Here is a 26,949-nt window from a genome sequence, read left to right as displayed (position 1 = left end):
TCCGCGCGGCGGTAGTCCCAGGGAGAACCCATTGAAAGCCACACGCCTCGCCTCCGCCATCGTCGCCAGCGCCTTCGGCCTGGTCAGCCTCAACGCCTTCGCCGATGTGCCGCCGCCGCAGGACGTGGCCTACCCGGGTACGCTGCAGATCAAGGTGGACGCCACCGACCTCGCGCACCGCGTGTTCCGCGTGCATGAAGTGGTGCCTGCGCAGCCTGGCCCGCTGACCCTGCTGTATCCGCAGTGGCTGCCGGGCAACCATTCGCCCACCGGCCCGATCGACAAGTTCGCCGGCCTGGTGGTGAAGGCGAACGGCAAGGCGATCCCGTGGACGCGCGATCCGCTCAACGTCTACGCCTTCCATGTCGAGGTGCCGCAGGGCGCGGGCAACGTCGAGGTGGACTTCCAGTTCCTGTCGCCGCAGAACACCCGCCAGGGCCGCGTGGTGATGACGCCGGAAATGCTCAACCTGCAATGGAACGCGAACTCGGTGTATCCGGCCGGCTACTACACCCGCCAGATCAAGACCGAGGCCAGCGTGACCTTCCCGGCCGGCTGGCAGTTCGGCAGCGCGCTGGAAGTGGCCTCGCGCGACGGCGACACCGTGCACTTCAAGCCCACCACCTACAACACCCTGGTGGACTCGCCGATCTACGCCGGCAAGTACTTCAAGCGCATCGACCTCGACCCGGGCGCCAAGGCCGGCGTGCACATGGACATCGTGGCCGACGCGCCGAAGTACCTCGAGATCAAGCCCGAGCAGATCAAGCCGTTCCGCGAGCTGGTGCAACAGATGTACAAGCTGTACGGCGCGCACCACTACGACCACTACGACTTCCTCGTCTCGCTCAGCGACAAGATGAGCGGCAACGGCCTGGAGCACCACCAGTCCAGCGAGGACGGCACCTCCGCCGACTTCTTCACCGCGTGGGAGAAGAACGCGCTGGGCCGCGACCTGTTCTCGCACGAGTTCAACCATTCCTGGGACGGCAAGTACCGCCGCCCGGCCGACCTGTGGACGCCGAACCTCAACGTGCCGATGCAGGACTCGCTGCTGTGGGTGTACGAAGGCCAGACCCAGTTCTGGGGCCAGGTGATGGCCTCGCGCTCGGGCCTGTGGAACGAGGAGCAGGCGCACGACATGTGGGCCTACGTGGCCGCCACCTACGACAAGGGCCGCCCCGGCCTCGCCAGCTGGCGCAACGTGCAGGACACCACCAACGATCCCATCATCGCCCAGCGCGCGCCGCTGCCCTACCGCAACTACCAGGGCAGCGAGGACTACTACTCCGCCGGCCAGCTGATCTGGCTGGACGTGGACGGCAAGCTGCGCGCGCTCAGCGGCGGCAAGAAGAGCATCGACGATTTCGCCAAAGACTTCTTCGGCATGGACAACGGCAGCTTCGTCACCAACACCTACACCTTCGACGACGTGGTGAAGACGCTCGACGCCATCGCGCCGTACGACTGGGCGAAGTACCTGCGCGACCTGCTCGACGGCCACGGCCCGCTGACCGGCGGCTTCGCGTCGCACGGCTGGAAGCTGGTCTACACCGACAAGCCCAGCGCCGCGGTGAAGGCGATCGAGGCGCGCCGCCACTTCGCCGACCTCACCTACTCGCTCGGCGTGTCGGTGGGCAAGGGCGGCGCGATCAACGACGTGCTGTGGGACGGCCCCGCGTTCAAGGCCGGCCTGTCGCCGGGCATGACCGTCGTCGCCGTCAACGGCCACGACTACGATCCCGACGACCTGAAGGAAACCGTCGCCGCCGCGGCGAAGGACAAGAACCAGCCGATCGAACTGCTGGTGAAGGACTTCGACCAGTACAAGACGCTGCGCATCGACTACCACGACGGCCTCAAGTACCCGCACCTGGTGCGCGACGCCGGCAAGCCCGACACGCTGACCACGCTGTTCAAGGCCCGCTGACCGCAACCCCCCTCGCCTGAAGCCGCTCCCTCTCCCCTCCGGGGAGAGGGCCGGGGTGAGGGGACGCCTCGCGAAACCACTGCAACCCGGCAGTCCCGCCCGCATGGGCGATCCCCGCCATCTCCGCTATACTGCCCGTCCGCCGCGGACCGCAACGGTCCCGCGCGGTGCTGCACCACCACGCGCCCGTAGCTCAGCCGGATAGAGTAGTGGCTTCCGAAGCCATTGGTCGGGGGTTCGAATCCCTCCGGGCGCGCCATCTTGGCTCCAGGGAAACCCCTGGTCGCCCTCCAGTCGACATGTTGCAGGGCATCCCCTTCGGGATGGCAACCCTGCCGCGCGTCAGTCGCCAATCAGCCTTGGCGCGCGCGTCGCCGATAGCTGCATGTGGGGTGCCGAAGAATGTGTGGCTAATGCATCGCGTGGCGCGCCCGGGCCTGTCAGCGGGAGCTGGCGCGGGTCGATGAGCGCCGTGCATGACCGGGTGGAGTGGTTGCGATCCCCGGCACGGCGGCCCGGGTTTGCAACTAGCGTTCCTTCGCGCGTGCCGTGTTCGACAGCCTCCGGCCGAAGATCGCGGCGATGCCGAGAAACAGGACGGCGGTGCCCAGGTTCCATCCGAGGATCATCGCGGTGGCATCGAGCGGATGGAACATGGAAAGGGCGGTTGCCGTGATCGCCGAAACCGCGAGGCTCCCCATTAGGACGATCGACGTGGGCCGGAGCGTCGCCGTGTAGCGCAGCATCACCAGCATCAACAGGGACAGCGGCAGGCTGGTCAGCACGAGCGTGGCGAGGCAGCTCGAAGCCCCTTCCACCGTGATGGCGCCCGGCGGTACCGGCACCCAGCCGGCGAAGCACTGATAGCCGATGGTCGACAGCCAGGCGATCAGCGGCGGCGCGGGCAGGAGCAGCCATCGGCGCGACCGGTCCGGCAGGCTGACGAAGAAGGTGGCGACGGTCGCGAGGATGCCGGTCAGCAGCGACGAGACCATGTTGATGGCGAACACGGGGTCCCGCATGTGTTCGGCGAATTGCGGGCGCACGCCATGGCTGAGCGTCATGAGGCCCATGATCGCGGCGGCAAGCAGCAGCCACCCCAGCGCGCGCAACATCGGCGGCCGCAAGCGTTTCACGGGCGGGACGTTGGTGGCGAGGGAGAGGAGCAGATCGGAAGTGTCCATCACGAGTCCCTCCGGTCGGAGAGCAGGTTGCGCAAGTTCCGAAGCGCCCGGTGGGTCGCCATCTTGAGCGACGCCACGGAAAGCCCGGTAGCGTCGGAGGCTTCCTTCAACGACATTTCCTTCAGCTTGAGGAGATCGACCGCCGTCCGCTGGATCGGCGGAAGGTCATTGATGACCTTTTCCAGGTGCTGCTTTTCCAGCGCATCGTCGCTGTTGCCGGCTGCCGCGATGGTTGCCTCGTGCTCGGCGGTGAGCGGGGTTTCGCGCAGCGCCTGCCTGCCGCGGCGACGCAGCTTGTCGATGGCCCGGCGATTGGCGATGCCGACCAGCCAGGGCCCGAATGGCCGCGAGGGATCGTAGGTATGCCGGATCGAATGCAGCGTCAGCAGAATGTCCTGCACGGCGTCTTCGATGTCCCATGCATCCTTGATCCACCGCCTGACCAGCGATCGAAGGTAGGGCGTGATTTCCCGGAGCAGGCGCAGGTAGGCGGTCGAATTGCCCTCCTGGGCGTGCGCCATGAGGATCGACCAGTCGAGATCGCGCGATACGCCGACCTCCGGTTCCCGGGAGGCGGCTTTCGCTTTCCCGCGGATGGCCTCGCCATCCGAGGTCACCAGGGTGAGGCGCGCGTCATCCTGCATCGTGCCGGCTTCCGGAAGCAGAAGAAGCGAGCGGGCCATGGTCCTGCGGCCTTGCGGAGGAGCAGGGGGAGATCATCGCTGTGCTCTCGGCGAACCAGGCCGAACGGTGCCCTTGGCGATCCAGTGGTCGATGGAGATCGCCCCCGGTCCGACGGCGATGATGCCCATGGCCATGGCCGCCCAGTACAGGTGGAAATTCGCCCAGCCGTCCGGAAACACCAGCTGGATCACCGCGGTCATCAGCAAGAGGCCGAACGCGGCAATGCGCGTGGCGAACCCGGCCAACAGCAACGCCGGAAGCGCAATCTCGGCACATGCCGTCAACCAGGCCAACTGGTCGGGCGCGGCGAGCGCATATTCGCCGCCGAAGACATGCAGCTTGAACTGGTTCTCGAACAGGAAAAGCGTGGCGGGCGAAAGCGACAGGAAGCCGTCCCAGCGCGTGAGGCCGGAGCGCAGGAAAGGCAGCGCCAGCGCCACGCGCAGCACCGGCGGCGCGATCCAGCGCGCCAGCGTTTCCATCCGGGACAGCGCATGACGGACCGCGGCGGCCGCACCGCCTAACGAAACCAGCCTGGGGCTCATGCTTCCTCCAACGATCCGGTGGGTGCTGAGTCGTGGCCGACGACGATTCCGGCCTCGACCACGCCGCGCAGCGTGCCGGCAAGATCGAAACGCGAACTGGCCGAGTGGCCTTCGGCGGCGGCATCCACGATGGACGCTCCCGCCCGCAATGCCTCGATGAAAGCGGCGGCGCCTTCCGGCAGGCGTCGAACTTCCACCTCCATGTCGGGACGGGCGACGAGCGCGTCGCCACCGTCGTCGAGGTCGATGGACAGGCTGCCGTTGCCGTCGACGTTCGCCTGCCAGATTTCGACGATCGGGAAAACGGACCTTGCGATGCGGGCCGACGGATGCAGCACGAGCCGCAGGCGCGGGATATCTTCCGGCGGTATTCGGCCGAACGCGGACAGCGGCAGCGGCAAGGCATCGGCGGCGTGATAAGCCTCCACCCATCCGCGTTCAAGCCGGGCTACGTCCTGCAGGTAGGGCAGGGCGGCGGCCGGCTCGAACTGCCCGATGAACCGGGGGAAGCCGGCTCCGTAATCGAGCATGATCGGCGAGGCCGGCGGTTCCACCCTCACGTACGCACGTGCCATGGCAACGAAGAACTCCTCGCCGACGAGGCGAAGAATCACCGGATACGCGGCTTTCAGGGTTTCGACCAGGCCGACGACGACGTTGTTGCGATAAACGGCAAAGCGCCTGGCGCTCGGCTGCCCGTCGGGACCCTGCAGGCCGGTGGGGAGCGGCTGCTGCGCATCAAGGAGCGCAATGGCGAAGGCCGCCTGCTGCTCGGCAAGGCTGGCAGCGCGGACCCTCCGTGCGGGGTATGGAAGATTGCGGGTGGAGCCGCGAGCCGTGTCGATCATGGGCAGCCTCCGCCAGAACGAGATTGAGCGGGGGCGGCGCCATGGCTGCGATGGTTGCCGGTGCTGCCGGCGAAGGAGGGAGCTCGCCGTCGCGCGCCGTCGATGTCGGCCATGACGATCTGGGCGTGCTCGGCTTCCGCCTTCAGCGTGGGCCAGGAAGGCACGTTCGCATCCCATTCGATCAAGGTCGGCAGCGGACCGGTGCGTTCGATCACATGTGCGTACAAGGCCCACACCATTTCCGCGACCGGACGATCGTGCGCATCGATCAGCAGGGTGCGATGTTTTTCATCGGCATCGGTCGCAAAACCGGCCAGGTGAATCTGCTGCACGTCGGAAAGCGGACAGGCGTCGAGATAGGCAACCGGGTTCCAGCACTGGTTGGTGCAGGCGACATGCACGTTGTTCACGTCCAGCAACAGGCCGCAACCCGTGCGCCTGACGATCTCGGCAATGAATTCGGGTTCGGACCAGGTGCTCTCGGCAAAGGAAAGATAGGTCGAAGGGTTTTCGAGCAGCATCTGGCGACCGATCGACGCCTGCACCTGGTCGATGTGCTCCGCCACGCGTTCGAGCATCGCGTTCGTATAGGGCAGGGGAAGCAGATCGTTGAGAAAGCCGGCGTCGTGGCTGGACCAGGCGAGGTGCTCCGAGAAAAGCGCCGGTTCATAGCGATCGATCAATCGCCTCAGGCGCGAAAGATGATCCTTGTCCAGAGGACGATCCGCGCCGATCGACAGACCGACGCCGTGCAGCGACAGCGGATAGCGGTCGCGGATCGCGGACAGGTAACGGTGAGGCGGGCCGCCCGCTCCCATGTAGTTCTCGGCGTGCACCTCGAAGAAACCCACGTCGGGCGAAGTCTCGATGATCGTCCGGTAATGCTCGGCCTTCAGGCCAACGCCGGCGCGTTTCGGCATACGCATGTGAGACGGCTTGAGGGTCGAACCGGGCATGGCGTTCGTCTCGGGCGATACATGTGAGAGGGCGCTGGCCGGGCTGCGGAAGTCCGGCCAGGCGGGTCGTCAGACCTTGGGCTTGAGGCTGCCCATCCCGTTCGGCGTCTTGATGGCGGTGCAGGTGCCGGTCGCCACCAGCTTGAACGCATTGCCCTGGTAGTCGGCGGTGCTGGTGCCTGCGCAGGACGTGCCGGCGCCGGCATAGCAGTCGTTCTGGCCCTTCAGTGCGACGCCGAAGCACGGCTCGACCTTGCCGGACTTCACCTTCGCCATGTTGGCGGCCTGGACTTGCTTCTGCATCGGCGTGAATTCCTGGGCGGTCGCGGCCGTGGCGGCAAGCGAACCGAAGGCAACGGCGAAGGCGCCAACCACCAGCTTGGACATCAGTCGATCGGACATGTTTGCTCTCCTCAAAGTTGGGCCAGCCATGGTTTGCTGCTGGCGGTATGGCGGCCGTCGGGGCGCGCCTGCAAGTAAGGTTCGTTGTCGAGGCTGCCGAGGTAACGCCGGTGCGCAGAAATTTTTTTCATCGCCCTCGGCGCTTCGATGGGACTTCTGGATCGTGGAACGTTCATGCCGAACGGCGGCGTGCGTTTCGTCGATGCGCAGGTTGCACGGACTCGGGCGCGGCCTTGTTCACGACGCCGGCTTCGACGAAATCACCGTGCTCGGATGAAGCTCGGGCTCCGCTGCCAGCAGTTCCGGAACGGTCGCGAAGATCTGGGTCGCGGCACGGCCGGTCATGTGCGCGTCCAGGCTTTCGTCGCTGTCGAAGAGATCCACGAGGAAAATCTTGTCCGCGTCGGCCTTTGAGCGCAGCACGAGCCAGAGCATCGTGCCTGCTTCCTTTTCTACCGCGGGAAGTGCCGCGGCGATTCGTTTCGCTGCTTCCTCGCCCTGGCCGGGCCTGGCAGTGAAGACGACAACGCCTGCTGTCCTGGTCATGGATTCGTTCCTCGTCTCGGATGGTCTGGATGGCGTGCCTGTCCGGCTTCGCGAAGAAAGGTTCGCTACAGGGGCGGGCGAGGTAACGGGTTGGTCCGTGCCGCTGACATCTGACCGTCATTCCACGTGTTTACGGTGCGTGGGATGAGGCGCACCCGTTTCCTTACTCGTGGATCGATGGTCGTGGCCCGCACGGCCGGACGGGCGGCATGAGCGCCTCGCGGCGGAACTTCCTGCGCGCCGCCGGCAGCCTGCTGGGCGCCGGCGTGCTGGCCGATGTGCTTGCACGGCCCGGCATGGCGACGGATGCGATGCCGGGCATGCCGATGCGCAGCACGGCGGCCTTGCTCGCCGCGCCGAAGGTGCCGCTGGTGAATCCCGTCACGCTGGCGCCGTTCGTCGATCCCTTGCCGCTGCCGGTGCGTGCGCATCCCGTCGGGCGGCGCGAGCATCCGGCGTGGCCCGGGCATTCGCTGCCGTGCTATCGCATGGAGATGCGCGCGTTCGCGGCGCGTCTGCATCGCGACCTGCCGCCCACGCCGCAGTGGGGTTACGCGGGCAGCTCGCCGGGGCCCACGATCGAGGTGGAGCGCGAGCAGCCGGTGCTGGTGGAATGGACGAATGCGCTGCCAGCGCGGCATTTCCTGCCGATCGACCACACCATCCACGGCGCCGAACGCGACAAGCCCGAGGTGCGCGCGGCGACGCACGTGCACGGCGCGCGCGTGCCGGCGGACAGCGACGGCTGGCCTGAAGACTGGTACGCGCCGGGCCGCTCCGCGCTCAACCGCTATCCGAACGGGCAGGACGCGGCGACGCTGTGGTACCACGACCACGCGATGGGCATCACCCGCCTCAACATCTACGCCGGCCTGTACGGCGCGTGGCTGGTGCGCGATGCGCAGGAGCGCGCGCTGGACCTGCCGACGGGCGAACACGACCTGCCGCTGTTCCTGTGCGACCGCCTGATCGGCCGCGACGGGCAGCTGTACTACCCGGTGTCCGACGATCCCGCGGCGCCATGGGTGATGCAGTGCCAGGGCAATGCCGTGCTGTGCAACGGCAAGCTGTTTCCGTATCTCGACGTGGAGCCGCGCCGCTATCGCCTGCGCCTGCTCAACGTGGCGAACAGCAGCTTCTTCGAGCTGGCGCTTTCGCACGGGCTGGTGTTCCAGCAGATCGGCAGCGACCAGGGCCTGCTGCCGGCGCCGGTCGAGCGCGAACGCATCACGCTCTATCCCGCCGAGCGCGCCGACGTGGTGGTCGATTTCGCCGCGCTGGCCGGAAAGCGCGCGCAGCTGCAGTTGCATGGCGGCGGCATCGTGGAATTCCGCGTGCGCGAACGCGGCGGCCGCGACGATTCGGTGTTGCCCGCACGACTGCGGCCGGTGCCGCGCCTCGATGTTTCGGGCGCGCACGACCGCGTGCTGGCCCTGGGCGAGATGGACGATGCCGGCGGCAATGCGCTGCGCATGCTGCTCGACGGCAAGCGCTGGTCCGATCCGATCTCCGAACGGCCGCATGCGGGCCAGGTGGAAACCTGGAGCTTCATCAACCTCAGCGGCGACGCGCATCCGGTCCACCTGCACCTGGTGCGCTTCCAGGTGCTCGACCGGCGTCCGTTCGACCTGTTCGCCTGGAATGCGCACCGGCAGTTGAAGTACACCGGCCCCGCGGAACAGCCGCCGCCGCACGAGGCGGGATGGAAGGACACCGTGCGCGCCGACCCCGGCATGGTCACGCGCATCGCCGTGCGCTTCGAGGGCGAGCCCGGTCGCTACGTGTGGCACTGCCACCTGCTCGAACACGAGGACAACGAAATGATGCGTCCTTACGAACTGCTGCCAGGCTGAGTGCGCTGTAGCGCAAGTTGCTGCGAATTTTCATCACCTTGAAATGATCCGGCGTGCGCGTGTCTTGCACGCGCCAACACGCGGTCATTTGCGCGGACAAGACTGTCGCCCTGGCCGCGGCGCACACCCCCACGACGCAGCCGGAATCAGGGGGACTATCGCCCAGGCCGTGCGGAGCGGCCTCAGGAGAAGCCCATCATGTTCACGACGTTTCGTCGCAAGCGATTGAGAGCATTCGTTGTCGCCGCACTCGTCACCGGCGTCGCCGGTGTGGCGAGCGCGCAGACCGCCGCGCAAGCCGACCAGGACGCGCAGTTCCGCAACCAGGCGCGCCAGCATGCGCAGCACGGCCTGCCAGGCGGCGTGGTGTTGCTGCACGGCGCCGAAGAGGGCGACGACCGCAGCGACCGCACGCGCACCCCGATCAAGCACGTGATCCTGCTGATCGGCGAGAACCGCACCTTCGACCACGTGTTCGCCACCTACACGCCGCCGGGCGGCCAGCGCGTGCGCAACCTGCTGTCCGAAGGCATCGTCAACGCCGACGGCACGCCGGGTCCGCACGTGGCGAAGGCGCAGCAGTGGCAGGCGCGCAGCACCGGCAAGTTCGCGATGGCGCCGCAGCGCACCGCACCCTACGACATGCTGCCGGCGATGAACACCGGTGGTACGCCGACCCAGCCGTATTTCGCCTCGGCGCAGCAGGCGCAGGCGGTGGAGCCGGGGCTGCCGGACGACGCCTACGGCCAGCTCGCCTCCGGCGGCAGCGGCCTGCCGAACCACGTGCTCGACACGCGCTTCCCCGCGCAGCTGCCGAACGCGCCGGTCGACATGCACGCCTCGCTCAGCTACGACGCCTACGCGAACAGCCCCGTGCACCGCTTCTTCCAGATGTGGCAGCAGCTGGACTGCAGCGCCGCCGCGGCGACGGCCGCGAATCCCAGCGGCTGTCGCAGCGACCTGTTCCCCTGGGTGGAAACCAGCATCGGCGCCGGCAGCGACGGCAAGCCGCAACCCGCGAACTTCACCGACCAGACCACCGGCGAAGGCGCCACGGCGATGCAGTTCCTCAACGTGGCCCGGGGCGACGCGCCGTACTTCGCCCAGCTCGCGCGCAGCTACGCGCTCAGCGACAACTTCCACCAGTCGGTGATGGGCGGCACCGGCGCCAACCACATCATGCTCGGCTACGGCGACCTCATCTACTACGCCGACGCGCAGGGCAGGCCGGCGACGCCGCCGGTGAACCAGATCGAGAACCCCGACGCGCAGCCGGGCACCAACAACTGGTACGTGCAGGGCGGCTACGGCGGCGGCTCCTACGTCAACTGCGCGGACGACAGCCAGCCCGGCGTGGCCGAAGTCAGGAACTACCTGAAGGGCCTGCCGTACCGCAGCTTCCGCCACGGCGACTGCCGCCGCAACGCCTACTACCTGGTCAACAACTACAACCCGGGCTATCTCGGCGACGGCACGCCCGCGCCGCTGGGCGCCAACCAGTTCACCATCCCGCCGACGAAGCAGGACAACCTGGCCCTGCTGCTCAGCCGCCACCACGTGAGCTGGAAGTACTACGGCGAAGGCTGGGACAACGGCAAGGAAGACGGCGAGGGCGGCACCTACTGCAACATCTGCAACCCGTTCCTGTACTCCACCCAGGTGATGACCGATCCCAAGCTGCGCGCGCGCAACCAGGACATCAACGACCTGTACAGCGACATCCGGAACGGCACCTTGCCGGCGGTCTCCATCGCCAAGCCGGACGGCCTGCTGGACGGCCATCCCGCCTCGTCCAAGCTTGGCCTGTTCGAAGGCTACGTGCAGAAGATCGTGACGATGGTCAAGGCGAACCCGAAGCTGTGGGCCGACACCGCGATCATGGTGACCTTCGACGAAGGCGGCGGCTACTACGACTCCGGCTACGTGCAGCCGCTGGACTTCTTCGGCGACGGCACGCGCATCCCGCTGCTGGTGGTGTCGAAGTATTCCGAGGGCGGCCGCGTGGTGCACACCTACTACGACCATGTCTCCTTCGACAAATTCGTCGAGGCGAACTGGGGCCTGCACGAGCGCATCTCGGCACGCAGCCGCGACAACCTGCCGAACCCGGTCAGCACGCCGGCCGATCCCTACGTGCCGCTCAACGCCCCGGCCATCGGCAACCTGATGGATATGTTCAACTTCCGCCTGGCGCACCAGCAGGGCAACGACGACGACGATCAGGGCATGCAGGACTGATCGGGCAAGGAAAGCGGAATGCGCGGGCGGCCGGCGACACCGGCCGCCCGCGATTCGCACCATGAAGAACAAGAGCATGCCCATGTCGCACCGAAAGGCGGCGCATCGACCGCAGGTACCGGCACGGCGTTTCAGCCTGCCCGCGATCCTGCTGCTTGGCGCAACTTCCGTCGCCGTGATCCGCGCCGACCCCGCCGATTTCCAGGCCATGCCCGGCCTGTGGCGCGTCGTGCTGCGCGTGGTCGACCACGGTCGCGCCGGGCCGCCCAGGGTGGAGTGGCACTGCGTGAACGAAGGGGACGATCCCTGGACCAGTTTCGCCGCGTTGCCCATGCCGGCGCCGCAATGCAGGCGCAGCGATGCGCATCGCAGCACCACCACGCTGGACTGGACGCTCGCGTGCGCGGGCATGCCAACGCCGAGCGGACAGGGTCGCGTGGCGTTCGACACGCCCGAGCACTACGCCGCCAGCATCAGCCTGCAGGGGCGGGGCGAGGTGCTGCGGGTGGAAGGCGTGCGCCGCGCCGCCTGCACCGGGCCCAGCGACTGAAGCAGCGTCGGGCGCACGTGAAACCGGCACCACCGCATCACCCGATGGCCACACCGCCTCGCCGATCGGATCGGCATGCATGTGCGCCGCGCATCCGTTCCAGCTTTGGCCTTTCCTGCCGCCCGCCGCGCGGACAGGCGCAACGGCTTCATGTCGCGGCGACCCTCTCAACGGAACCGACCCCATGGGCAACACAGTTCGACAGCCGCCGATCCTCCTTCGCCACCGCACGTCCGTGCTGGCGCTCGCCATCCTGGCCGCGATGGCCGGCGGCCTCCACGGCACGGCGGCCCGCGCCGCCGATCTCGGCACGGCGCCCGTGACGAACGCCGGCGATGGCACCAGCACCCCCGCCGACGACGCGAAGAAAAAGCCGAAGAAGGAAGTGACCCAGCTCAACGGCGTGTCGGTGACGGCCGCGACGATCAACGACGTGCCGCCGACGGCGACCTACACGCAGAGCCAGATCGACACGGAGACCCTGCGCAACCTGTCGCCCGCGCCGGTGGTGACCGTGCAGACGATGCTGAACCAGCAGCCCTCGGTGTTCGCCTATGCGAACGGGCCGAACGGCGTGGAGAGCAGCGTCAACCTGCGCGCCTTCAACTCCAGCCAGTTCTCGGAAACCTTCGCCGGCGTGGCGCTCAACGACGTGTTCAACGGCGGCGTGACGAACCAGGCGGAGAACCGCAACAACGTGCTGCTGATTCCCGCCAACCTGCAGTCGGTGGACATCTACCGCGGCATCAACAACCCGGCGGTGAACTCCTACAACTCGCTGGGCGGCACCATCAACTACGTGCCGCGCCAGCCCGGCGACACCATGGGCGGCCGCGTCGGCGCGAGCTACGGCAGCTTCCGCAGCTACGACTACCACGCGAGCTTCGACACCGGCGACTGGAACGGGCTCAAGCAGTACTTCGCGTTCGCCCATTCGAGCAGCCGCGGCTGGATCGACCACACCCACGACCGCAACGACAATTTCTACTGGGCGCTGTCGTACGCCTTCGACGAGAACAACACGCTGTCCAACTACCTGCTCTACAACACCAACAAGGGCCTGTCGCCGTTCAACATGCCGCAGGCGCTGCAGCAGCAGTACGGCCGCAGCTACCAGTGGCCGCTGGACTGGACCTCCTCGCCGATCAAGGACCGCAACTGGCTGGACATCGTGGACTGGAAATCGCAGTTCGCCGACAACGTCGCCTTCAGCAACAAGCTGTTCTTCGGCCGCAACGAATACCTGCGCACTTCGTATTCCAACCCGCTGTACCAGCAGAGCGCCACCCAGCCCTACAACCTGGAAGACAACCCGAGCGGCTACGCGTTCTGGCTGGGCAATCCGGACGGCCCCACCTACGATCCGGCCGCCGTGTTCGGTTCGGTGGAGGCCGGCACCGCCTACCACTTCTACGGCTACACCACTTCGGGCGTCGGCGACACGGCCGAGCTGACCCTCAGCCTGCCGAACAACGAGGTCGTGATCGGCGGCAACGTCACCTGGGGCAAGCTGCATTCGCGCGAATACTGGTACGGCTCGGCGCCAGTGCCGAAGATCAATGGCTACAACGACACCTGGGACGAGCACGACCACCGCACGGTGAGTTCGCTCTTCGCGCAGGATACGGTGTCGCTGTTCGACGACAGGCTGCACCTCACGCCGGGCCTGAAGTTCATCCACGCCAGCACCACCAACCACGACATCGTGGGCATCTACTACCCGATCGCCGGCACGGTGAAGGACACCGAGCACTTCGTCTCGCCCACGTTCGGCGCGAACTACCAGGTGGCCGACGGCCTGAACGTCTACGCCTCGTACGGCAAGAACTTCAAGCTGCCGGACATCTCCGCGTACTACGGCGCGTTCCAGACCGACGCGAACGGCAACAACACCCTCGTGCCGCCCACGGTGAAGCCGGAATACGTCGAGGACTACGAGGTCGGCGCGCGCTACCGCGTGGACGGTTTCAGCGCCACGCTCAACGGCTATCGAGAGAACTTCAGGAACACCTTCATCACGGTCACCGACCCGGTCACCCAGCTCAGCCATTTCCGCAACGGCGGCAGTTCGCGCTACCAGGGCGTCGAGCTGCAGTTGCGGGAGGACTGGCAGACGATGTCCGCCGGTACGTTCGGCGCGTACTTCAACTACGCGCACAACCAGGCGAAGTTCACGTCCAGCTTCACGTCCGATTTCGCGGGGCAGGTCAACGCCGGCCAGCCGCTGGCGGGCGTGCCGCAGAACCTGTACAGCGCGGGCGTGACGTGGAAGTGGCAGGGCTGGCGCGTCGACGCGCAGGGGCGCTTCGTGGACAAGCAATACATCGACCAGTTGTTCGCCGGCACGCCCACGGCCGCCACGATCAAGCCGTATGCGGTGTTCGACATCGGCGTGAGCGACACCGTGCAGTTCGCGTCCTCCGGCTTCGGGCACGAGGTGCGCTTCGGCCTCAACGTCGACAACCTGTTCAACCGGCACTACCTGAACACGGCGTACACCGACACCGACTACAACGGCAACGACTTCATCCGCGGCATCATCGCGGCGCCGCGCAGCGTCACCGGCAGCGTCGACATCCACTTCTGAGCATATGCGCAGCCGCAACGCCCGTGCGGGGCGCTGCGGCTGCATCAGGACGGCGATGGCTTCAGCGGTTGCCGATCTCGAAGTCGCGGCTGGCGGCGTGCTTGCCATCCAGCGAGATCTCCACGCTGTACTTGCCGGCGGGCCACCGGTTGGGGTTCTGCACCTTGAACGTGGTCACCGCGGGGCCGTCGGCGGCGATGGTCTGGCGGAGTTCGTTGACCAGCACGCCCTGGCCTTCGAGGTAGCGCCAGCGCGCATCCAGCGTGGCGCCCGCGGTACGCCCGGTGGTGGCGACGCTGGCGTAGATCACCGGCGTGTTGTCGGCGAAGCGCGTGGCGGGCGCGGTCACGGCGTAACCGCCGTCGATCGCGCTGCCCAGGGTGAGGGTGGCGACGCGGAAGCTGTCGTCGGTCGCGGCGACGGGTTTCTTCGCCGTGCTCGCGGCGGGCGCGGGTGCCGTGGCGGCGGGGGCGGGCTTGGCCGTGTGTGCCGCCACGGGCGTTTTTCCGGAGGTGCCGGCGATCGGTTCCACCGGCGTGCTGTCGTGCCCATGGCAGGCACCCAGCAGCAGGCTGGCGAAGCACAGGGTGAGCGGGCAGGCGAGTCGGCGCATGGCGGTATCCCGTGGCCGTGGCATCGCACCGGGCGCGATGCCATGGCGAGTCGAGTCGGATCGAGGCTAGTACGCGCGGACTGAAGCGCCGGTTACTGCCGCGCGCCGCGGCGGTTGTCGGGCGCGCTGCCCGGCGCGGTCGCCACGCTGCTGCGGAACGGGTTGATGTCCAGGCCGCCGCGGCGGGTGTAGCGCGCGTACACGCTGAGCCGCTCGGGCGCGCAGCGCGCCGTGACGTCCATGAAGATGCGCTCCACGCACTGCTCGTGGAACTCGGTATGCGTGCGGAACGAGACGAGGTAGCGCAACAGCCCCTCGCGGTCGATCGGCGCGCCGCGATAGGCGATCTGCACGCTGCCCCAGTCCGGCTGGCCGGTGACCGGGCAGTTCGAGCGCAGCAGGTCGGAGACCAGGGTTTCCTCGACCACGGCGGCATCGGCATCGACGCGCAGGTACTCGGCCTTGGGCGGGCCGTAGTCGTCGATGGCGACAGGCAGGGCGTCGATGGATTCGCCGGCGAGATCGTCGAAGGAAAGTGCGGCGGCGCGCGCGGGATGCAGGATCACTTCCACCACGTCGCCCGCGGCGGCGCTGAGGTCCCGCTGCAGCAGGGCGCGCAGCGCGTCCGCGTTCGCCAGCGGTTCCTGCGCGAAGCCGTTGAGATAGAGCTTGAACGACTTCGATTCGACGATGTTCGGCGTGCTCGCCGGTACGCGGAATTCGGCCACGGCCACCTGCGGCTTGCCCTGCATGTCCAGCCAGGACAGCTCGTAGGCATTCCAGATATCCGTGCCGTGGAACGGTAGCGGCAGGCCCACGCCGATCTCGGCGCGCTTGGCGCTGCGCGGGATGGGAAACAGCAGCGCAGGATCGTAGCGGTCGGCGTAGACGGTGGCCTTGCCGAGGGGGGAGTGGTCGGGCGTGCTCATGCCGCCATTCTAGCGAGGCGGCCGCAGCCAGTACTTCTGGCCTATCCACCGGGACGGTACGATTCCTATAGTGGGCGGGCTCGCCCACGCCCAAAGGCACTCCATGAAGAACCCGATTGCGGTCCGCCGCCCCGCGGCCGCCCTGGTCGTCCTGTTCGCCGTCGCCGCGCTGTGCGCGCCGGCCTTCGCCCAGGACAAGGGCTCGCCCTTCGATCCGCAGAAGCTGTTCGCGCCGCTTGCGCTGCCGCAGCCGGTCAACGCATTCCGCGACGGCGCCGGCAAGCCCGGCCCGGGGTTCTGGCAGAACCGCGCCGACTACGACATCAAGGCGAGCATCGATCCGGCCACGCACCGCCTGTCCGGCGACGAAACCATCACCTACACCAACCACAGCCCCGACGCGCTCGACGCGCTGTGGGTGCAGCTCGACCAGAACATCTACAAGCCCGACTCGCGCGGCGCGCTCACCTCGCCGTGGCCGAAGAAGCCCGGCCAGTCCACCGACGGCTACCAGCTCGACGCGGTGGAAGTGGACGGCAAGCCGGTGCGCTACCTGGTGGACGACACGCGCCTGCGCGTGGACCTGCCGGCGGCGCTCAAGGCGAAGGGCGGCCAGGTGAAGCTGCGCATCCGCTACCACTACACCGTGCCGGGCACCTGGGGCGGCCGCACCGCGGTGACGCCGACGAAGAACGGCGACATCTACGAGATCGCGCAGTGGTTCCCTCGCATGGCGGTGTACGACGACCTGCGCGGCTGGGACACGCTGCCCTACCTCGGCCAGGAGTTCTACCTCGAATACGGCACCATCGACTATGCGGTGACGGTGCCGTGGAACTGGATCGTCGAAGGTTCCGGCCAGCTGACGAACCCCGAGCAGGTGCTCACCGCCACCGAGCGCGAGCGCCTGGCGCAGGCGGCGAACAGCGACCGCACCGTGTACATCCGCAAGCCGGAGGAAGTGAACGATCCCGCTTCGCGCCCCACGCGCAGCGGCACGCAGACCTGGCGCTTCCGCATGGAACACACGCGCGACGTGGCCTTCGCCGCCTCGCCCGCCTTCGTGTGGGACGCCGCGCGCATCAACCTGCCCGACGGCAAGCACGCGCTGGCCATGTCGATCTACCCGGTGGAAGGCGTGGGCGCCGACCAGTGGAACCGTTCCACCGAATACCTCAAGGGCGCGATCGAGCACTTCTCCGCGAAGTGGTTTCCGTACCCGTGGCCGAACGCGGTCAACCTCGGCGGCCACGGCGCCGGCATGGAGTATCCCGGCATCGTCTTCGACGGCTACGAGGACCACGGCAAGGGCCTGTTCTGGATCACCGCGCACGAGATCGGCCACACCTGGTTCCCGATGATCGTGGGCTCGAACGAGCGCCGCCACGCGTTCATGGACGAAGGCTTCAACACCTTCATCGACGTCTACGCGTCGGATGCCTTCAACCACGGCGAATACGGTCCCAAGCGCGACGGCGAATACGCGCCCAAGGGCGGCAACCCGGTGGACGAGATCCTGCCGCTGCTGGCCGATCCCGACGCGCCCACGCTGATGGCGCATGCGGATACGGTGAGCGAGAAGTACCGCCACCCGCTCACCTACTTCAAGGGTGCGCTGGGCCTGATCCTGCTGCGCGAGCAGATCCTCGGCCCCGAGCGCTTCGACCCCGCGTTCCGCGCCTACATCCGCACCTGGGCCTACCACCATCCCACGCCCTCGGACTTCTTCCGCTTCATGGACAGCGCGGCGGGCGAGGATCTGTCGTGGTGGTGGCGCGGCTGGTACTTCCACAACTGGCAGCTCGACATGGGCGTCACGGGCGCCAGCTACGTGGGCAACGACGCGGCCAGGGGCGTGACGGTGGACCTGGTCAGCAGGCAGAAGCTGGTGATGCCGGCCACGCTGCGCGTGGACTTCACTGACGGCACGCACCGCGACATCCGCCTGCCGGTGGAAACCTGGCGCTTCAGCGGCACGCCCAAGCTCACCCTGGATACCGCCAAGCCCATCGCGAAGCTGGAACTCGATCCCGACCACAAACTGCCGGACGCGGACCGCTCCAACAACAGCTACACGATGCACTGAAGTTTCGCGCCCTCTCCCGTGCGGAGAGGGCGCTGCGCGCCGTCGACAGGAAGCTCGTCAGGCCTTGCGGGCCACCCAGCCCTTGAACGTGAACCCGGCGTAGAACAGTTCGACGTCCGTGAATCCGACTTCGCCGAGCAGGTCGGCTTCCTGCTGCGGCGTGAGCACGGGCAGGCGCTCCTTGATCGCCGCCGCGCCGCTGCGGGCTTGCTCCGCGGGCACGCCGGCCGCGACCGCGAATGCCGCATTGCGCGCGAGCCATCGGTCTTGCGCCGGGCCTTCGTTGGGAAAGCTGTGGTGCGCGACGACGAGCGGTGCGCCGGGCTTGAGGCGCCGATGGATCGCTTCCAGCGTGTCGAGCCGTTCGGCGCGGCCGAGGAAGTGCAGCGTCAGGAGGCATGTGGCGCCATCGAACGGCCCCATCGGCGCATTGTCGATATAGCCTTCATGCAAGCGCACGCGCGAGGCGAGCGGACCGAGGGTGGTGCGGGCCAGTTCGAGCATGTCGGCCGACGGGTCCACGCCGTCGAACTGCCAACCGGGCTGCAGCTCGGCGAAGGCTTTCAGTTCCAGCCCGCCGCCCGCGCCCAGCACCAGGATGCGGGCGTCGACCGGCGCGCGTTCGGCCAGCAGCACGCCGGCCATCCGGTGCAGGTCGCGCAGGCCGGGTACGATCCTCGCGGTCCGCTCGGCATAGCTCGCCACGGTCGACGGGTCGGAAAACGTGCTCATCGGTGGGCGGTTGCTTCATGCGCTGGCGCCACCGTCTCGGGCCAGACCAGCGAGCGGTGCAGCTGGATGCCGGCCATGGCGCCGTTGCCCACGGCGAGCGACACCGAGTGCGGCGCGCTCGCCGCGTCGCCGCACGCGAATATCCCGGTCACCGAGGTCTTGTTCTCGGCATCGACGTGCAGCTGCACGCCCATGGGCGTCTCTTCCAGCGCGCAGCCCGCAGCCTCGGCGAGCGGGCTGGACGGCGCGCAGCGCGGCACCGCGAACAACCCGGCGAAATGCAGCAGCCTTCCGTCCGCGGTGCGCACGTCGGCCCCACCTTCGATCCGCTCGATGGATGCCGTCTCGATCGCGATGCCGTATTGCTGCATGGCGGCGCGGGCTTCGTCGTCCAGTTCCATCGCGCCGTTGACGAGCAGGGTCACGCTGCCCCAGTCGGTGAGGAGTTTCAGGTGGCTTGCCGGAATCGGTCCGCTCGCGATGACGCCGATGCGTCCCTGGCCGAGTTCGTAACCGTGGCAGTACGGGCAATGGAACACCGACTTGCCCCAGCGCTCGACGAGCCCGGCGATGGCCGGCAACTGGTCGGAGACGCCGATGGCGAACAGGATGCGACGGCCCCGATGGTGCGTTCCGTCCGACGCCACGACGGTGAAATCGTCCACCTGTCCGGTGACGGACTCGGCGCGGCCGTCGAGCCAGGTCAGCGTCGGATAGGCTTCGAGCTGGCGGCGGGCGGTCGCGGCGATCTCGCCGGGATCGACGCCGTCCTGCCCGAGAAACCCGTGCGAATGGCTGGCGTGGCGGTTGCGCCGCCGGCCTTCGTCGATCACCAGCACCGACTTGCGCGCCCGCACGAGTTGCAGGGCCGCGGCCATGCCCGCGTAGCTTCCGCCGATGACGATGATGTCGTGTTGCATGCTCAGTGCTTCCTCCTGCGTCGGGCCGCTGCGTGCCGGCGCGCGAAGTCGGCGGCCAGATCGGCGAGCGTGATGTCCGAGAACCGTTCCAGCAGCAGCGCCTCGGCTTCGGCGAACGTGTCTTCGAGCGCGGCATTCACTACCTGCTCGACCAGGCACGCCGGGTTCTCGTTGCGGTTGCCGATGGCGAACATCGCCGGTTCGCCCAGCGCTTCGTGCAGCTGGCGCAGGGTGACGTCGGCAAGGTCCGCGCTGATGCGCCAGCCGCCGGCATGGCCGCGGTCGGAGGCGACGATGCCGGCTTCGCGCAGGTAGCCCATGGTGCGCCGGACGACCACGGGGTTGGTGCCCAGGCATTCGGCGAGCGTGTCGGAAGTGACCGGTCCGTCCTGCTCGGCCATGTGCAGCAGCGCGTGCAGGACGGAGGAGAGGCGGCTGTCGCGTTTCATGTAACTTACGATGTTGCATTTGAACGTGCGTGTCAAGGCGCGGCCCGCAAGCCGCGCCCCGACGGGTTTCCCGGCGCCCGCCTCAGCGGTTGAGATGCGCCATGCCCGCCGCGGTGTAGCGCTCGCCCGCCACCGCGTCGGGCGGGAACACCGCGTCGATCGCCGCGAGTTCCGCCACCGACAGCGCCACGTCCAGCGCACCCAGGTTCTCGTCCAGCCGCGAGCGCTGCTTCGTGCCGGGAATCGCCAGCACGTCCTTGCCCTGCGCCAGCACCCAGGCCAGCGCCAGCTGCGCGGGCGAGCAGCCCTTGTCGGCGGCGAGCGCCTTCACCCGGTCCACCAGCGCGAGGTTGCGCGCGAAGTTCCCGCCCTGGAAGCGCGGGCTGGAACGGCGGTAGTCGTCGGCATCGAAATCCTCCGGCGAACGGATCGCGCCGGTGAGGAATCCGCGGCCCAGCGGCGAGTAGGCCACCAGGCTGATGCCCAGCCGGCGGCAGGCGTCGAGCATGCCGTTCTGCTGCGGGTCGCGCGTCCACAGCGAGAACTCGCTCTGCAGCGCGGCGATGGGATGCACCTTGCTGGCTCGCTCCAGCGTGGCGGCGGACGCCTCGGAGAGACCCAGGTGGCGCACCTTGCCCGCCTGCACCAGCTCGGCCATCGCGCCCACGGTTTCCTCGATCGGCACGTTCGGGTCCACGCGGTGCTGGTAGTACAGGTCGATGGTCTCGATGCCGAGGCGCTTCAGGCTGCCGTCGCAGGAGGCGCGCACGTAGTCCGGGCGGCCGTCGACGCCGCGCGCGGCCGGGTTGCCGGGGTCGCGCACGATGCCGAACTTGGTCGCGACGAAGGCCTGTTCGCGACGGCCCTTGATCGCCTTGCCCACCAGTTCCTCGTTGCGATGCGGGCCGTACACGTCTGCGGTGTCGAGCAGGTTGAGGCCGCGGTCCAGCGCGTGGTGGATGGTGGCGATGGATTCGGCGTCGTCGCGGTGGCCGTAGAAGTCGCTCATGCCCATGCAGCCGAGGCCGAGGGCGGAGACGTGGGGGCCGTTCTTGCCGAGCGTGCGGGTTTGCATGGGGATTCGCTCACGTGGGGGGGGAGGAGGCGCCATGCTGCGCCCTGGCCGTTGTCGGATAAATACCCAATAATCGCCATCACCATTCCATTCACGACAACAATCCATGGATCGGCTGGACACCATGCGGCTGTACGCGCGGATCGTCGAGCTCGGCAGCTTCACCGCCGCCGCCAACGACCTCGACCTGCCGCGCGCCACCGTCACCCACGCCATCAAGCGACTGGAGGCGCGGCTGGGCGCGCAACTGCTGCAGCGGACCACGCGCAGCCAGCGCGTGACCCGCGACGGCCAGGCCTATTACGCGCATTGCGTGCGCCTGCTCGCCGACCTGGACGAGGTGGAAGCCGATTTCCGCGACGCCGCGCTGAAGCCGCAGGGCCGCCTGCGCATCGACCTGCCGGCCACGCTGGCACGGCAACTGGTGATCCCGGCGCTGGCGGAGTTCTGCGCGCGCTTTCCGCAGATCGAGCTGGAGATCGGCACCGGCGACCGCCTGGTGGACCTGCTGCGCGAGGGCGTGGACTGCGTGCTGCGCGTGGGCGAACTGCCGGATTCGGGCCTGGTGGGGCGGCGCGTGGCCACGCTGCCGCAGGTCACCGTGGCGAGCGCCGCCTACCTGCGCCGGCACGGCAAGCCGCGGTCGCTGGCCGAGCTGCAGCAAGGCCACCTCGCGGTGAACTGGGTCTCGCCCACCACGCGCCGGCCGGAACCCGCGCTGGAGTTCGTGGTGAACCGGCGTCGCCGAATGGTGAGCCTGCCGGGACGCGTCACGGTCAGCGGCGTGGAGGCCTACCTCGCGTGCTGCGAGGCCGGGCTGGGCATCGCGCAACTCCCGCGCTACCGCGTCGCCGACGCGCTGGCCGCGGGCAGCATGCGCGAGATCCTGCCCGAGCTGCGGCCGCCATCGCTGCCCGTGCACGTGCTGTACGCGTCGCAACGGCAGATGCCGGCGCGGCTGCGCGTGTTCGTGGACTGGCTGGTGGAACTGATGGGGACGCGGAGCTGAGCGCTCACGACGTGCGCGGGAACACCGGCCGCGGCGCGCAGGTGCCCATGGTCTCGCTGCTCAGCGGCGCGCCGGCGCTGAGCAGGGTCGCGCGCTGCTCGGCCAGCGGCATGCGCAGCATGCAGTCCTCGTAGCGGGCGAGCTTCTGCAGCGCCGGCTGCGCTAGCACCAGGGCCACCAGCGCGGCGCTGCGCGGCCAGCGCGCGGCATCGATCTCGTAGCGCGCGAACGCGGCGGTGCGGAAATAGCTGGCGATGCTGATGTCGGCGATCGACAGCGCGCCGAAGATGAAGCCGTCGTCCGGCAGCTGGCTTTCCAGGTAATCCAGCGCGGCGGGAATCTCCACCTCCACCGCCTGCTTCACCACCGCCTCGTCGGGCGCCTCGCCGAACACGCGGCGGCGGATCGAGCGCTGGTAGAACACACGCCAGATCAGGCCGTCGGCCAGGCGCGTGTCGGCGTACTCCTCCAGCCAGCGCGCGCGGGCGCGGTCGGCGATGTCGCGCGGGTACAGCGAGGGCGTGGGATGGCGGTCTTCCAGGTACTGGCAGATCACCGAGGAGTCGTTCAGCACCAGCCCTTCGTCGATCAGCACCGGCACGCGCCGCAGCGGGCTCAGGCGCGCGAACGCCTCGTTGCCCGTGAACGGCGGGATCGGGTCGATCTCGTAGTCCAGTTCCTTGAGTTCCAGGCAGGCCAGCACCTTGCGCACATAGGGCGACAGGTAGCTGCCGATCACTTTCCGTGGTGTGGGCATCGCGGTGATCTCCATGCACTCGGCCTTGGAAAATCCTACACGAGCCGGCGCCTGCTTGTTACCGCGCCGCCCGGCGCGCCGCCGGCGGTTCAGCCCGGCGTCGGCAGCGGAGGTATCGCCGTGGGCCGGCCATCGGCATCCAGCGCGATCATCACGAAGCGGCCGGTGGTGCAGACCTGGCGCTCGCCGCTCAACGGGTCCTCGGCGGTCATCTCCACCTCGACCTGCATGGAGCTGCGGCCGGTGCCCACGATGCGCGCCACCAGTTCCACCAGCTGGCCCTTGCGCACCGGCACGCGGAAGTTCACTTCCTCCGAGCGTGCCGTGACCACGATGCGCCGGGCATGGCGTGATGCCACGATGAAGGCGGCCTTGTCCATCCATGCCAGCGCCTGGCCACCGAACAGTGTGCCTAGGTGGTTGGTGTGGTCGGGGAAAACCATTTCCAGCAGGCGCGCTTCGGGCAGGGCGGTCGGCATCGACGGGTCCGGGCGAAAGAAAGTGCGCCATTCTGCACCAGAAGCCGCAGCGGCCGGCCATGCGGGTGCGCCGCCGCCTCAACCTTTGGCAGGGGTGCCCGCCGCCGCAAGGCGCTAGCATCGGGCGCTGGTGCACCCGCAATGCGGGCGCCGGTTTCGTTCCCTCGAAGGGGTTGCATGATGAGTTCGATGACAGACAAGACGCGCCTGTGCGGCGCGTTGGCCGCCGGGTTGCTGGTGTGCGCCACCGATGCGATGGCGCAGGGCCGCACGCTGACCGCGCAGGACTACGCGCAGGCGGAACGCTTCATGTCCTACAACACGGCGCCGCTGGTCGACCACGACGTGCAGCGGGTGAAATGGCTGGACGACACGCGTTTCTGGTATCGCGACCACGATGCCAGCGGCGACCACGTGATGATCATGGACACCGCCACCGGCAAGGCCGCGCCCGCGTTCGAGCAGGGCAAGCTGGCCGCCGCGCTGTCCAGGGCCACCGGCAAGCCCGTGGCGGCGGACAAGGTGCCCGCGCGCGGTTTCGATTTCAGCGTGGGGAAGGATGGCCGCTACGACATCGAGCTGTCGGGCAAGCATTACCTGTGCGACCTCGAGGGCGCCGGCGAATGCAAGGCCAAGGCGGTGGCGAAGACCGGCAGCGAGCCCGGCATCCTCTCGCCGGACAAGACGAAGGAAGCCTTCATCCGCGACTGGAACCTGTGGGTGCGCGACGTCGCCACCGGCAAGGAGACCCGGCTCACCACCGACGGCGTGAAGGATTTCGGCTACGCCACCGACAACGCCGGCTGGATCCATACCGGCCGCGCCGTGCTCAACTGGTCGCCCGACTCGACGAAGGTCGCCACCTACCAGCAGGACCAGCGCGGCGTGGGCGAGATGTACACCGTGCGCACCAGGGTCGGCCATCCCGAGCTGGACGCGTGGAAGTACCCGCTGCCCGGCGACGACAAGGTGTTCATGATCGAGCCGGTGGTGATCGACGTGGCCTCGCGCAAGACGGTGCGCCTGCAGCTGCCGCCGCAGCAGCGCCTGTCCAGCCTGTGCGACGACATCAGCTGCAGCAGCGACGGTCGTTGGGACGACTTGCAGTGGGCGCCCGACGGCAGGACGCTCGCGATGGTCAACAGCTCGCGCGACCGCAAGCAGGTCTGGTACCGCATCGCCGACGCCGCCACCGGCGCCGTGCGCACCGCGTTCGACGAGAAGGTGCAAACCTATTACGAAAGCGGCATGAACCACGCGAACTGGCGCTACCTGCCGGAGTCGCACGAAGCCATCTGGCCGTCCGAACGCAACGACTGGCAGAACCTCTACCTGTACGACACCCGCACCGGCAAGGAGCTGCATCCCATCACCACCGGCGACGGCAACGTCATCGACGTGCTGCACCTCGACCGCAAGGCGCGCGAGCTGTGGTTCGTCGGCACCGGCCGCGTGGCTGGCGTGGATCCGTACTTCAAGCAGTTGTGGAAGGTCGGCCTGGACGGCGGCAAGCCCGTGCTGCTCACGCCGGAGGACGCCGACCACACCATCACCATGTCGCCCGACGGCAAGACCTTCGTGGACAGCTGGTCCACGGTCGACACGCCGCCGGTCGCCGTGCTGCGTTCCAGCGACGACGGCCACGTCATCGCCACCATCGCCAAGGCCGACATCTCGCGGCTCAAGGCCGCCGGCTGGGTGGCGCCGATCCCGTTCACCGTGAAGGCGCGCGACGGCAAGACCGTGCTCTACGGCCAGATGTTCAAGCCCAGCCACTTCGACCCGAACAGGAAGTACCCGATCATCGACTACGTCTACCCCGGTCCGCAGACCGGCTCGGTGCGCTCGCGCAGCTTCATGCCGGCGCAGGGCGACAACCAGGCGCTGGCCGAACTCGGCTTCATCGTGGTCGCGCTGGACGGCATGGGCACGCCGTGGCGCAGCGCCAGCTTCCACCACACCTGGTACGGCGACATGGGCGACAACACGCTGCCCGACCAGGTCGCCGGCATCAAGGAGCTGGCGCAGCGCTACCCGTGGATCGACCTCGACCGCGTCGGCATCTGGGGTCATTCCGGCGGCGGCAACACCACCGCCGACGCGATGTTCCGCTACCCGGACTTCTTCAAGGTCGGCTGGGCCGAGAGCGGCAACCACGACAACCGCAACTACGAGAATGACTGGGGCGAGAAGTACCAGGGCCTGCTGGTGACGAACAAGGACGGCAGCACCAACTACGACAACCAGGCCAACCAGGACATGGCGAAGCACCTGAAAGGCCGCCTGATGCTGGTGCACGGCACGATGGACGACAACGTGCCGGTCGGCGAGACCTACCTGGTGGCCGAGGCGCTGATCAAGGCGAACAAGGACTTCGACATGCTGATCATCCCGAACGTCCACCACGGTTACGCGGCGGCCACGCCGTACGCCACGCGCCGGCGCTGGGACTACTTCGTGCAATACCTCGCCGGCGACACGCCGCCGAAGGAGTACGAGCTGAAGAAGTGGCCGTGGCAATGACGGACTGAGCCGCCCGGCCCTGCCCGGTCGGGCCGGGGCGCAACGGCAAGCCCGGATGCAGGAAAGCCGGCGGAGCGATCCGCCGGCTTTCTTGTGGGTGGTACTGGCTCGTGGGTAGTGCCAGGGATGGTCTGGTTTTGCTCGTCGTCCCGGCTTCGCTGTCGTGAAGCGCCTGCTGCCTGATCGGTCCCTGGTCGTTGAAAGCCGCAGGAACGAAGGGCAGGTAGTCGATGGATCAGACCTTTCCCTGGGCTGCGGAACGCGTTCGGTCAGTCCGTGCCCAACGGCTTGGCGATACCCTGGGCCAGGGCCTCGTCCAGCAGCTTGCCCATCTGCTGTTCGGCCTGCGCCGTGGCCGCACGCTGCCGTTCGCCGAGCGCCTGCTGCTGCTTGCCCAGCGCCTGCTGCTGCCGACCCAGGTCCCGCTGCTGCGAACCCAGGCCTTGCTGCTGTTCGCCCAGCGCGGATTGCTGCTGATGCATGGCCTGCTGCTCCGCGCCCAGCTTGGCGATTTCGGCTTGCAGCGTCTTGCGCGCCTCGGACGTGCCCGGGTCGCTCGCGGCGGCGCCGACCCGGTTGTCCAGTTGCGCCAGGCGCAGGCTCAGGCTGGCTTGCCGCGTGGCGAGTTCGGCCTGGCGTGCGCCGAATTCGCCCTGCTGGCCGCCCAGGCCGCCCTGCTGCTCACCCAATCGGCCCTGTTGTTCGCCCAGCGCACCTTGCCGTTCGCCCAGCTTGCCCTGCTGCTTGCCCAGCTCGGCCACCGGCGCATAGGCGGCCTTCGCGCGCTGGATGTAGGCAGGGTCGCGGATCAGGTAGGACTTGCCGCCGCGGCGGAACCAGAGCAGCGGTTCACCCTGCTTGCGCAGGCGTCGCACCGTAGCGAGATCGCCGTCGGTGCCGTTGACGGTGACGGAGTCGCGATCCAGCAGGGCGAAGCCGTAACCATTGTCGCCGTGCGTGCTGATGTTCACGTGATGGGCGTTGAAGCCGGTGGGCGGCGGCGGTGGCGGCACCGGCGGACGCGGCGCGTCGGGTACGGGCGGCGGCGGGGGAG

At 68.1% G+C, this 26,949-nt stretch carries 23 protein-coding genes, 1 tRNA gene and 1 pseudogene; 9 read left to right on the top strand and 16 right to left on the bottom strand.

Annotated elements, in window-relative coordinates:
• Positions 1-31: 31 nt before the first annotated feature.
• Positions 32-1,930 (top strand): M61 family metallopeptidase, encoded by a 1,899-nt coding sequence (locus PCA_RS16295; RefSeq protein ID WP_181303670.1) that lies wholly within the window; start codon positions 32-34, stop codon positions 1,928-1,930.
• Positions 1,931-2,112: 182 nt separating this feature from the next.
• A tRNA-Arg gene (locus tag PCA_RS16290) sits at positions 2,113-2,189 on the top strand.
• 268 nt (positions 2,190-2,457) lie between these two features.
• On the opposite strand, the gene PCA_RS16285 is transcribed toward PCA_RS16290, so the two are convergent.
• The 7 genes from PCA_RS16285 to PCA_RS16255 all read right to left on the bottom strand — a co-directional run bounded on the left by PCA_RS16285 (position 2,458) and on the right by PCA_RS16255 (position 7,095).
• Positions 2,458-3,114, bottom strand: coding sequence for a DUF1109 domain-containing protein (locus PCA_RS16285; RefSeq protein ID WP_181303669.1), 657 nt, complete (start codon positions 3,112-3,114; stop codon positions 2,458-2,460).
• Positions 3,114-3,797, bottom strand: coding sequence for a sigma-70 family RNA polymerase sigma factor (locus PCA_RS16280; RefSeq protein ID WP_219918888.1), 684 nt, complete (start codon positions 3,795-3,797; stop codon positions 3,114-3,116). The genes PCA_RS16285 and PCA_RS16280 overlap by 1 nt, the downstream gene beginning before the upstream one ends.
• Before the next feature lie 33 nt (positions 3,798-3,830).
• Positions 3,831-4,343 carry a DoxX family protein gene (locus tag PCA_RS16275; protein WP_181303668.1) on the bottom strand — a complete coding sequence of 171 codons (513 nt, stop codon included), beginning with the start codon at positions 4,341-4,343 and terminating at the stop codon, positions 3,831-3,833.
• A complete protein-coding gene (locus PCA_RS16270) occupies positions 4,340-5,191 on the bottom strand; it encodes a putative DNA-binding domain-containing protein (RefSeq protein ID WP_181303667.1) in 852 nt (283 codons plus the stop codon). Before PCA_RS16270 ends, PCA_RS16275 begins: the two co-directional genes overlap by 4 nt.
• Positions 5,188-6,147, bottom strand: a complete 960-nt coding sequence (locus PCA_RS16265) for a DUF692 domain-containing protein (protein WP_181303666.1) — start codon at positions 6,145-6,147, stop codon at positions 5,188-5,190. The genes PCA_RS16270 and PCA_RS16265 overlap by 4 nt, the downstream gene beginning before the upstream one ends.
• Positions 6,148-6,216: 69 nt before the next feature.
• The gene (locus tag PCA_RS16260; protein ID WP_181303665.1) at positions 6,217-6,549 is read right to left on the bottom strand and encodes a DUF2282 domain-containing protein; all 333 of its coding nucleotides are present in this window, start codon (positions 6,547-6,549) and stop codon (positions 6,217-6,219) included.
• A 237-nt stretch (positions 6,550-6,786) separates the two neighbouring features.
• Positions 6,787-7,095 (bottom strand): antibiotic biosynthesis monooxygenase, encoded by a 309-nt coding sequence (locus PCA_RS16255; protein WP_181303664.1) that lies wholly within the window; start codon positions 7,093-7,095, stop codon positions 6,787-6,789.
• 209 nt (positions 7,096-7,304) lie between these two features.
• Here PCA_RS16255 and PCA_RS16250 point away from each other — a divergent pair, with 209 nt between their 5' ends.
• The 4 genes from PCA_RS16250 to PCA_RS16235 all read left to right on the top strand — a co-directional run bounded on the left by PCA_RS16250 (position 7,305) and on the right by PCA_RS16235 (position 14,323).
• A complete protein-coding gene (locus tag PCA_RS16250) occupies positions 7,305-8,948 on the top strand; it encodes a multicopper oxidase domain-containing protein (protein ID WP_181303663.1) in 1,644 nt (547 codons plus the stop codon).
• Positions 8,949-9,146: 198 nt separating this feature from the next.
• Positions 9,147-11,186: an alkaline phosphatase family protein gene (locus PCA_RS16245; protein WP_181303662.1), complete on the top strand. Its 2,040-nt coding sequence runs from the start codon at positions 9,147-9,149 to the stop codon at positions 11,184-11,186.
• Positions 11,187-11,268: 82 nt separating this feature from the next.
• Positions 11,269-11,736 (top strand): DUF3617 family protein, encoded by a 468-nt coding sequence (locus PCA_RS16240; protein ID WP_181303661.1) that lies wholly within the window; start codon positions 11,269-11,271, stop codon positions 11,734-11,736.
• 184 nt (positions 11,737-11,920) lie between these two features.
• On the top strand, positions 11,921-14,323 hold the full coding sequence (locus PCA_RS16235) for a TonB-dependent receptor (protein ID WP_181303660.1): 2,403 nt from the start codon (positions 11,921-11,923) through the stop codon (positions 14,321-14,323).
• 61 nt (positions 14,324-14,384) lie between these two features.
• Here PCA_RS16235 and PCA_RS16230 read toward each other — a convergent pair whose 3' ends face one another.
• On the bottom strand, positions 14,385-14,936 hold the full coding sequence (locus PCA_RS16230; protein WP_181303659.1) for a hypothetical protein: 552 nt from the start codon (positions 14,934-14,936) through the stop codon (positions 14,385-14,387).
• Positions 14,937-15,028: 92 nt separating this feature from the next.
• Positions 15,029-15,865, bottom strand: coding sequence for an NADPH-dependent 7-cyano-7-deazaguanine reductase QueF (queF, locus tag PCA_RS16225; protein WP_181303658.1), 837 nt, complete (start codon positions 15,863-15,865; stop codon positions 15,029-15,031).
• 103 nt (positions 15,866-15,968) lie between these two features.
• Here queF and PCA_RS16220 point away from each other — a divergent pair, with 103 nt between their 5' ends.
• Positions 15,969-17,951, top strand: a complete 1,983-nt coding sequence (locus PCA_RS16220) for a M1 family metallopeptidase (protein ID WP_181303657.1) — start codon at positions 15,969-15,971, stop codon at positions 17,949-17,951.
• 57 nt (positions 17,952-18,008) lie between these two features.
• On the opposite strand, the gene PCA_RS16215 is transcribed toward PCA_RS16220, so the two are convergent.
• The 4 genes from PCA_RS16215 to PCA_RS16200 all read right to left on the bottom strand — a co-directional run bounded on the left by PCA_RS16215 (position 18,009) and on the right by PCA_RS16200 (position 21,127).
• Positions 18,009-18,683, bottom strand: a complete 675-nt coding sequence (locus PCA_RS16215) for a class I SAM-dependent methyltransferase (RefSeq protein WP_181303656.1) — start codon at positions 18,681-18,683, stop codon at positions 18,009-18,011.
• The gene (locus PCA_RS16210; protein ID WP_181303655.1) at positions 18,680-19,603 is read right to left on the bottom strand and encodes an NAD(P)/FAD-dependent oxidoreductase; all 924 of its coding nucleotides are present in this window, start codon (positions 19,601-19,603) and stop codon (positions 18,680-18,682) included. The genes PCA_RS16215 and PCA_RS16210 overlap by 4 nt, the downstream gene beginning before the upstream one ends.
• A gap of 2 nt (positions 19,604-19,605) precedes the next feature.
• Positions 19,606-20,052, bottom strand: coding sequence for an Rrf2 family transcriptional regulator (locus PCA_RS16205; protein WP_181303654.1), 447 nt, complete (start codon positions 20,050-20,052; stop codon positions 19,606-19,608).
• Positions 20,053-20,134: 82 nt separating this feature from the next.
• A complete protein-coding gene (locus PCA_RS16200; RefSeq protein WP_181303653.1) occupies positions 20,135-21,127 on the bottom strand; it encodes an aldo/keto reductase in 993 nt (330 codons plus the stop codon).
• 106 nt (positions 21,128-21,233) lie between these two features.
• Here PCA_RS16200 and PCA_RS16195 point away from each other — a divergent pair, with 106 nt between their 5' ends.
• A complete protein-coding gene (locus PCA_RS16195; protein ID WP_181303652.1) occupies positions 21,234-22,136 on the top strand; it encodes a LysR family transcriptional regulator in 903 nt (300 codons plus the stop codon).
• Between the two features lie 4 nt (positions 22,137-22,140).
• Here PCA_RS16195 and PCA_RS16190 read toward each other — a convergent pair whose 3' ends face one another.
• A complete protein-coding gene (locus tag PCA_RS16190) occupies positions 22,141-22,893 on the bottom strand; it encodes a glutathione S-transferase family protein (protein ID WP_181303651.1) in 753 nt (250 codons plus the stop codon).
• Positions 22,894-22,982: 89 nt separating this feature from the next.
• Positions 22,983-23,372, bottom strand: a complete 390-nt coding sequence (locus PCA_RS16185) for an acyl-CoA thioesterase (protein ID WP_181303650.1) — start codon at positions 23,370-23,372, stop codon at positions 22,983-22,985.
• A 180-nt stretch (positions 23,373-23,552) separates the two neighbouring features.
• On the opposite strand from PCA_RS16185, the gene PCA_RS16180 reads away from it, so the two are divergent.
• Positions 23,553-25,895 carry a S9 family peptidase gene (locus PCA_RS16180; protein WP_181303649.1) on the top strand — a complete coding sequence of 781 codons (2,343 nt, stop codon included), beginning with the start codon at positions 23,553-23,555 and terminating at the stop codon, positions 25,893-25,895.
• Between the two features lie 269 nt (positions 25,896-26,164).
• Here the strand turns inward: PCA_RS16180 and PCA_RS16175 are convergent.
• Positions 26,165-26,949: pseudogene (locus PCA_RS16175) on the bottom strand (peptidase M56); the annotation flags it as partial.

Origin of the sequence: Rhodanobacter sp. PCA2 (genome assembly GCF_013620825.1) — a bacterium.
In the GTDB taxonomy this organism is placed as follows: domain Bacteria; phylum Pseudomonadota; class Gammaproteobacteria; order Xanthomonadales; family Rhodanobacteraceae; genus Rhodanobacter_A.
The sequence above is the reverse complement of the archived record's forward strand: the minus strand, read 5'-3'. Positions and strand labels throughout refer to the sequence as shown.

Bases quoted from the DNA above. Each gene is read 5' to 3' on its own strand.
- PCA_RS16235 (WP_181303660.1), top strand. From the start codon at position 11,921: ATGGGCAACACAGTTCGACAGCCGCCGATCCTCCTTCGCCACCGCACG.
- PCA_RS16255 (WP_181303664.1), bottom strand. From the start codon at position 7,095: ATGACCAGGACAGCAGGCGTTGTCGTCTTCACTGCCAGGCCCGGCCAG.
- PCA_RS16185 (WP_181303650.1), bottom strand. From the start codon at position 23,372: ATGCCGACCGCCCTGCCCGAAGCGCGCCTGCTGGAAATGGTTTTCCCC.
- PCA_RS16195 (WP_181303652.1), top strand. From the start codon at position 21,234: ATGGATCGGCTGGACACCATGCGGCTGTACGCGCGGATCGTCGAGCTC.
- PCA_RS16275 (WP_181303668.1), bottom strand. From the start codon at position 4,343: ATGAGCCCCAGGCTGGTTTCGTTAGGCGGTGCGGCCGCCGCGGTCCGT.
- PCA_RS16285 (WP_181303669.1), bottom strand. From the start codon at position 3,114: ATGGACACTTCCGATCTGCTCCTCTCCCTCGCCACCAACGTCCCGCCC.
- PCA_RS16215 (WP_181303656.1), bottom strand. From the start codon at position 18,683: ATGAGCACGTTTTCCGACCCGTCGACCGTGGCGAGCTATGCCGAGCGG.
- queF (WP_181303658.1), bottom strand. From the start codon at position 15,865: ATGAGCACGCCCGACCACTCCCCCCTCGGCAAGGCCACCGTCTACGCC.
- PCA_RS16205 (WP_181303654.1), bottom strand. From the start codon at position 20,052: ATGAAACGCGACAGCCGCCTCTCCTCCGTCCTGCACGCGCTGCTGCAC.
- PCA_RS16265 (WP_181303666.1), bottom strand. From the start codon at position 6,147: ATGCCCGGTTCGACCCTCAAGCCGTCTCACATGCGTATGCCGAAACGC.
- PCA_RS16280 (WP_219918888.1), bottom strand. From the start codon at position 3,797: ATGGCCCGCTCGCTTCTTCTGCTTCCGGAAGCCGGCACGATGCAGGAT.
- PCA_RS16260 (WP_181303665.1), bottom strand. From the start codon at position 6,549: ATGTCCGATCGACTGATGTCCAAGCTGGTGGTTGGCGCCTTCGCCGTT.
- PCA_RS16190 (WP_181303651.1), bottom strand. From the start codon at position 22,893: ATGCCCACACCACGGAAAGTGATCGGCAGCTACCTGTCGCCCTATGTG.
- PCA_RS16240 (WP_181303661.1), top strand. From the start codon at position 11,269: ATGTCGCACCGAAAGGCGGCGCATCGACCGCAGGTACCGGCACGGCGT.
- PCA_RS16245 (WP_181303662.1), top strand. From the start codon at position 9,147: ATGTTCACGACGTTTCGTCGCAAGCGATTGAGAGCATTCGTTGTCGCC.
- PCA_RS16210 (WP_181303655.1), bottom strand. From the start codon at position 19,603: ATGCAACACGACATCATCGTCATCGGCGGAAGCTACGCGGGCATGGCC.
- PCA_RS16220 (WP_181303657.1), top strand. From the start codon at position 15,969: ATGAAGAACCCGATTGCGGTCCGCCGCCCCGCGGCCGCCCTGGTCGTC.
- PCA_RS16270 (WP_181303667.1), bottom strand. From the start codon at position 5,191: ATGATCGACACGGCTCGCGGCTCCACCCGCAATCTTCCATACCCCGCA.
- PCA_RS16180 (WP_181303649.1), top strand. From the start codon at position 23,553: ATGAGTTCGATGACAGACAAGACGCGCCTGTGCGGCGCGTTGGCCGCC.
- PCA_RS16200 (WP_181303653.1), bottom strand. From the start codon at position 21,127: ATGCAAACCCGCACGCTCGGCAAGAACGGCCCCCACGTCTCCGCCCTC.
- PCA_RS16250 (WP_181303663.1), top strand. From the start codon at position 7,305: ATGAGCGCCTCGCGGCGGAACTTCCTGCGCGCCGCCGGCAGCCTGCTG.
- PCA_RS16230 (WP_181303659.1), bottom strand. From the start codon at position 14,936: ATGCGCCGACTCGCCTGCCCGCTCACCCTGTGCTTCGCCAGCCTGCTG.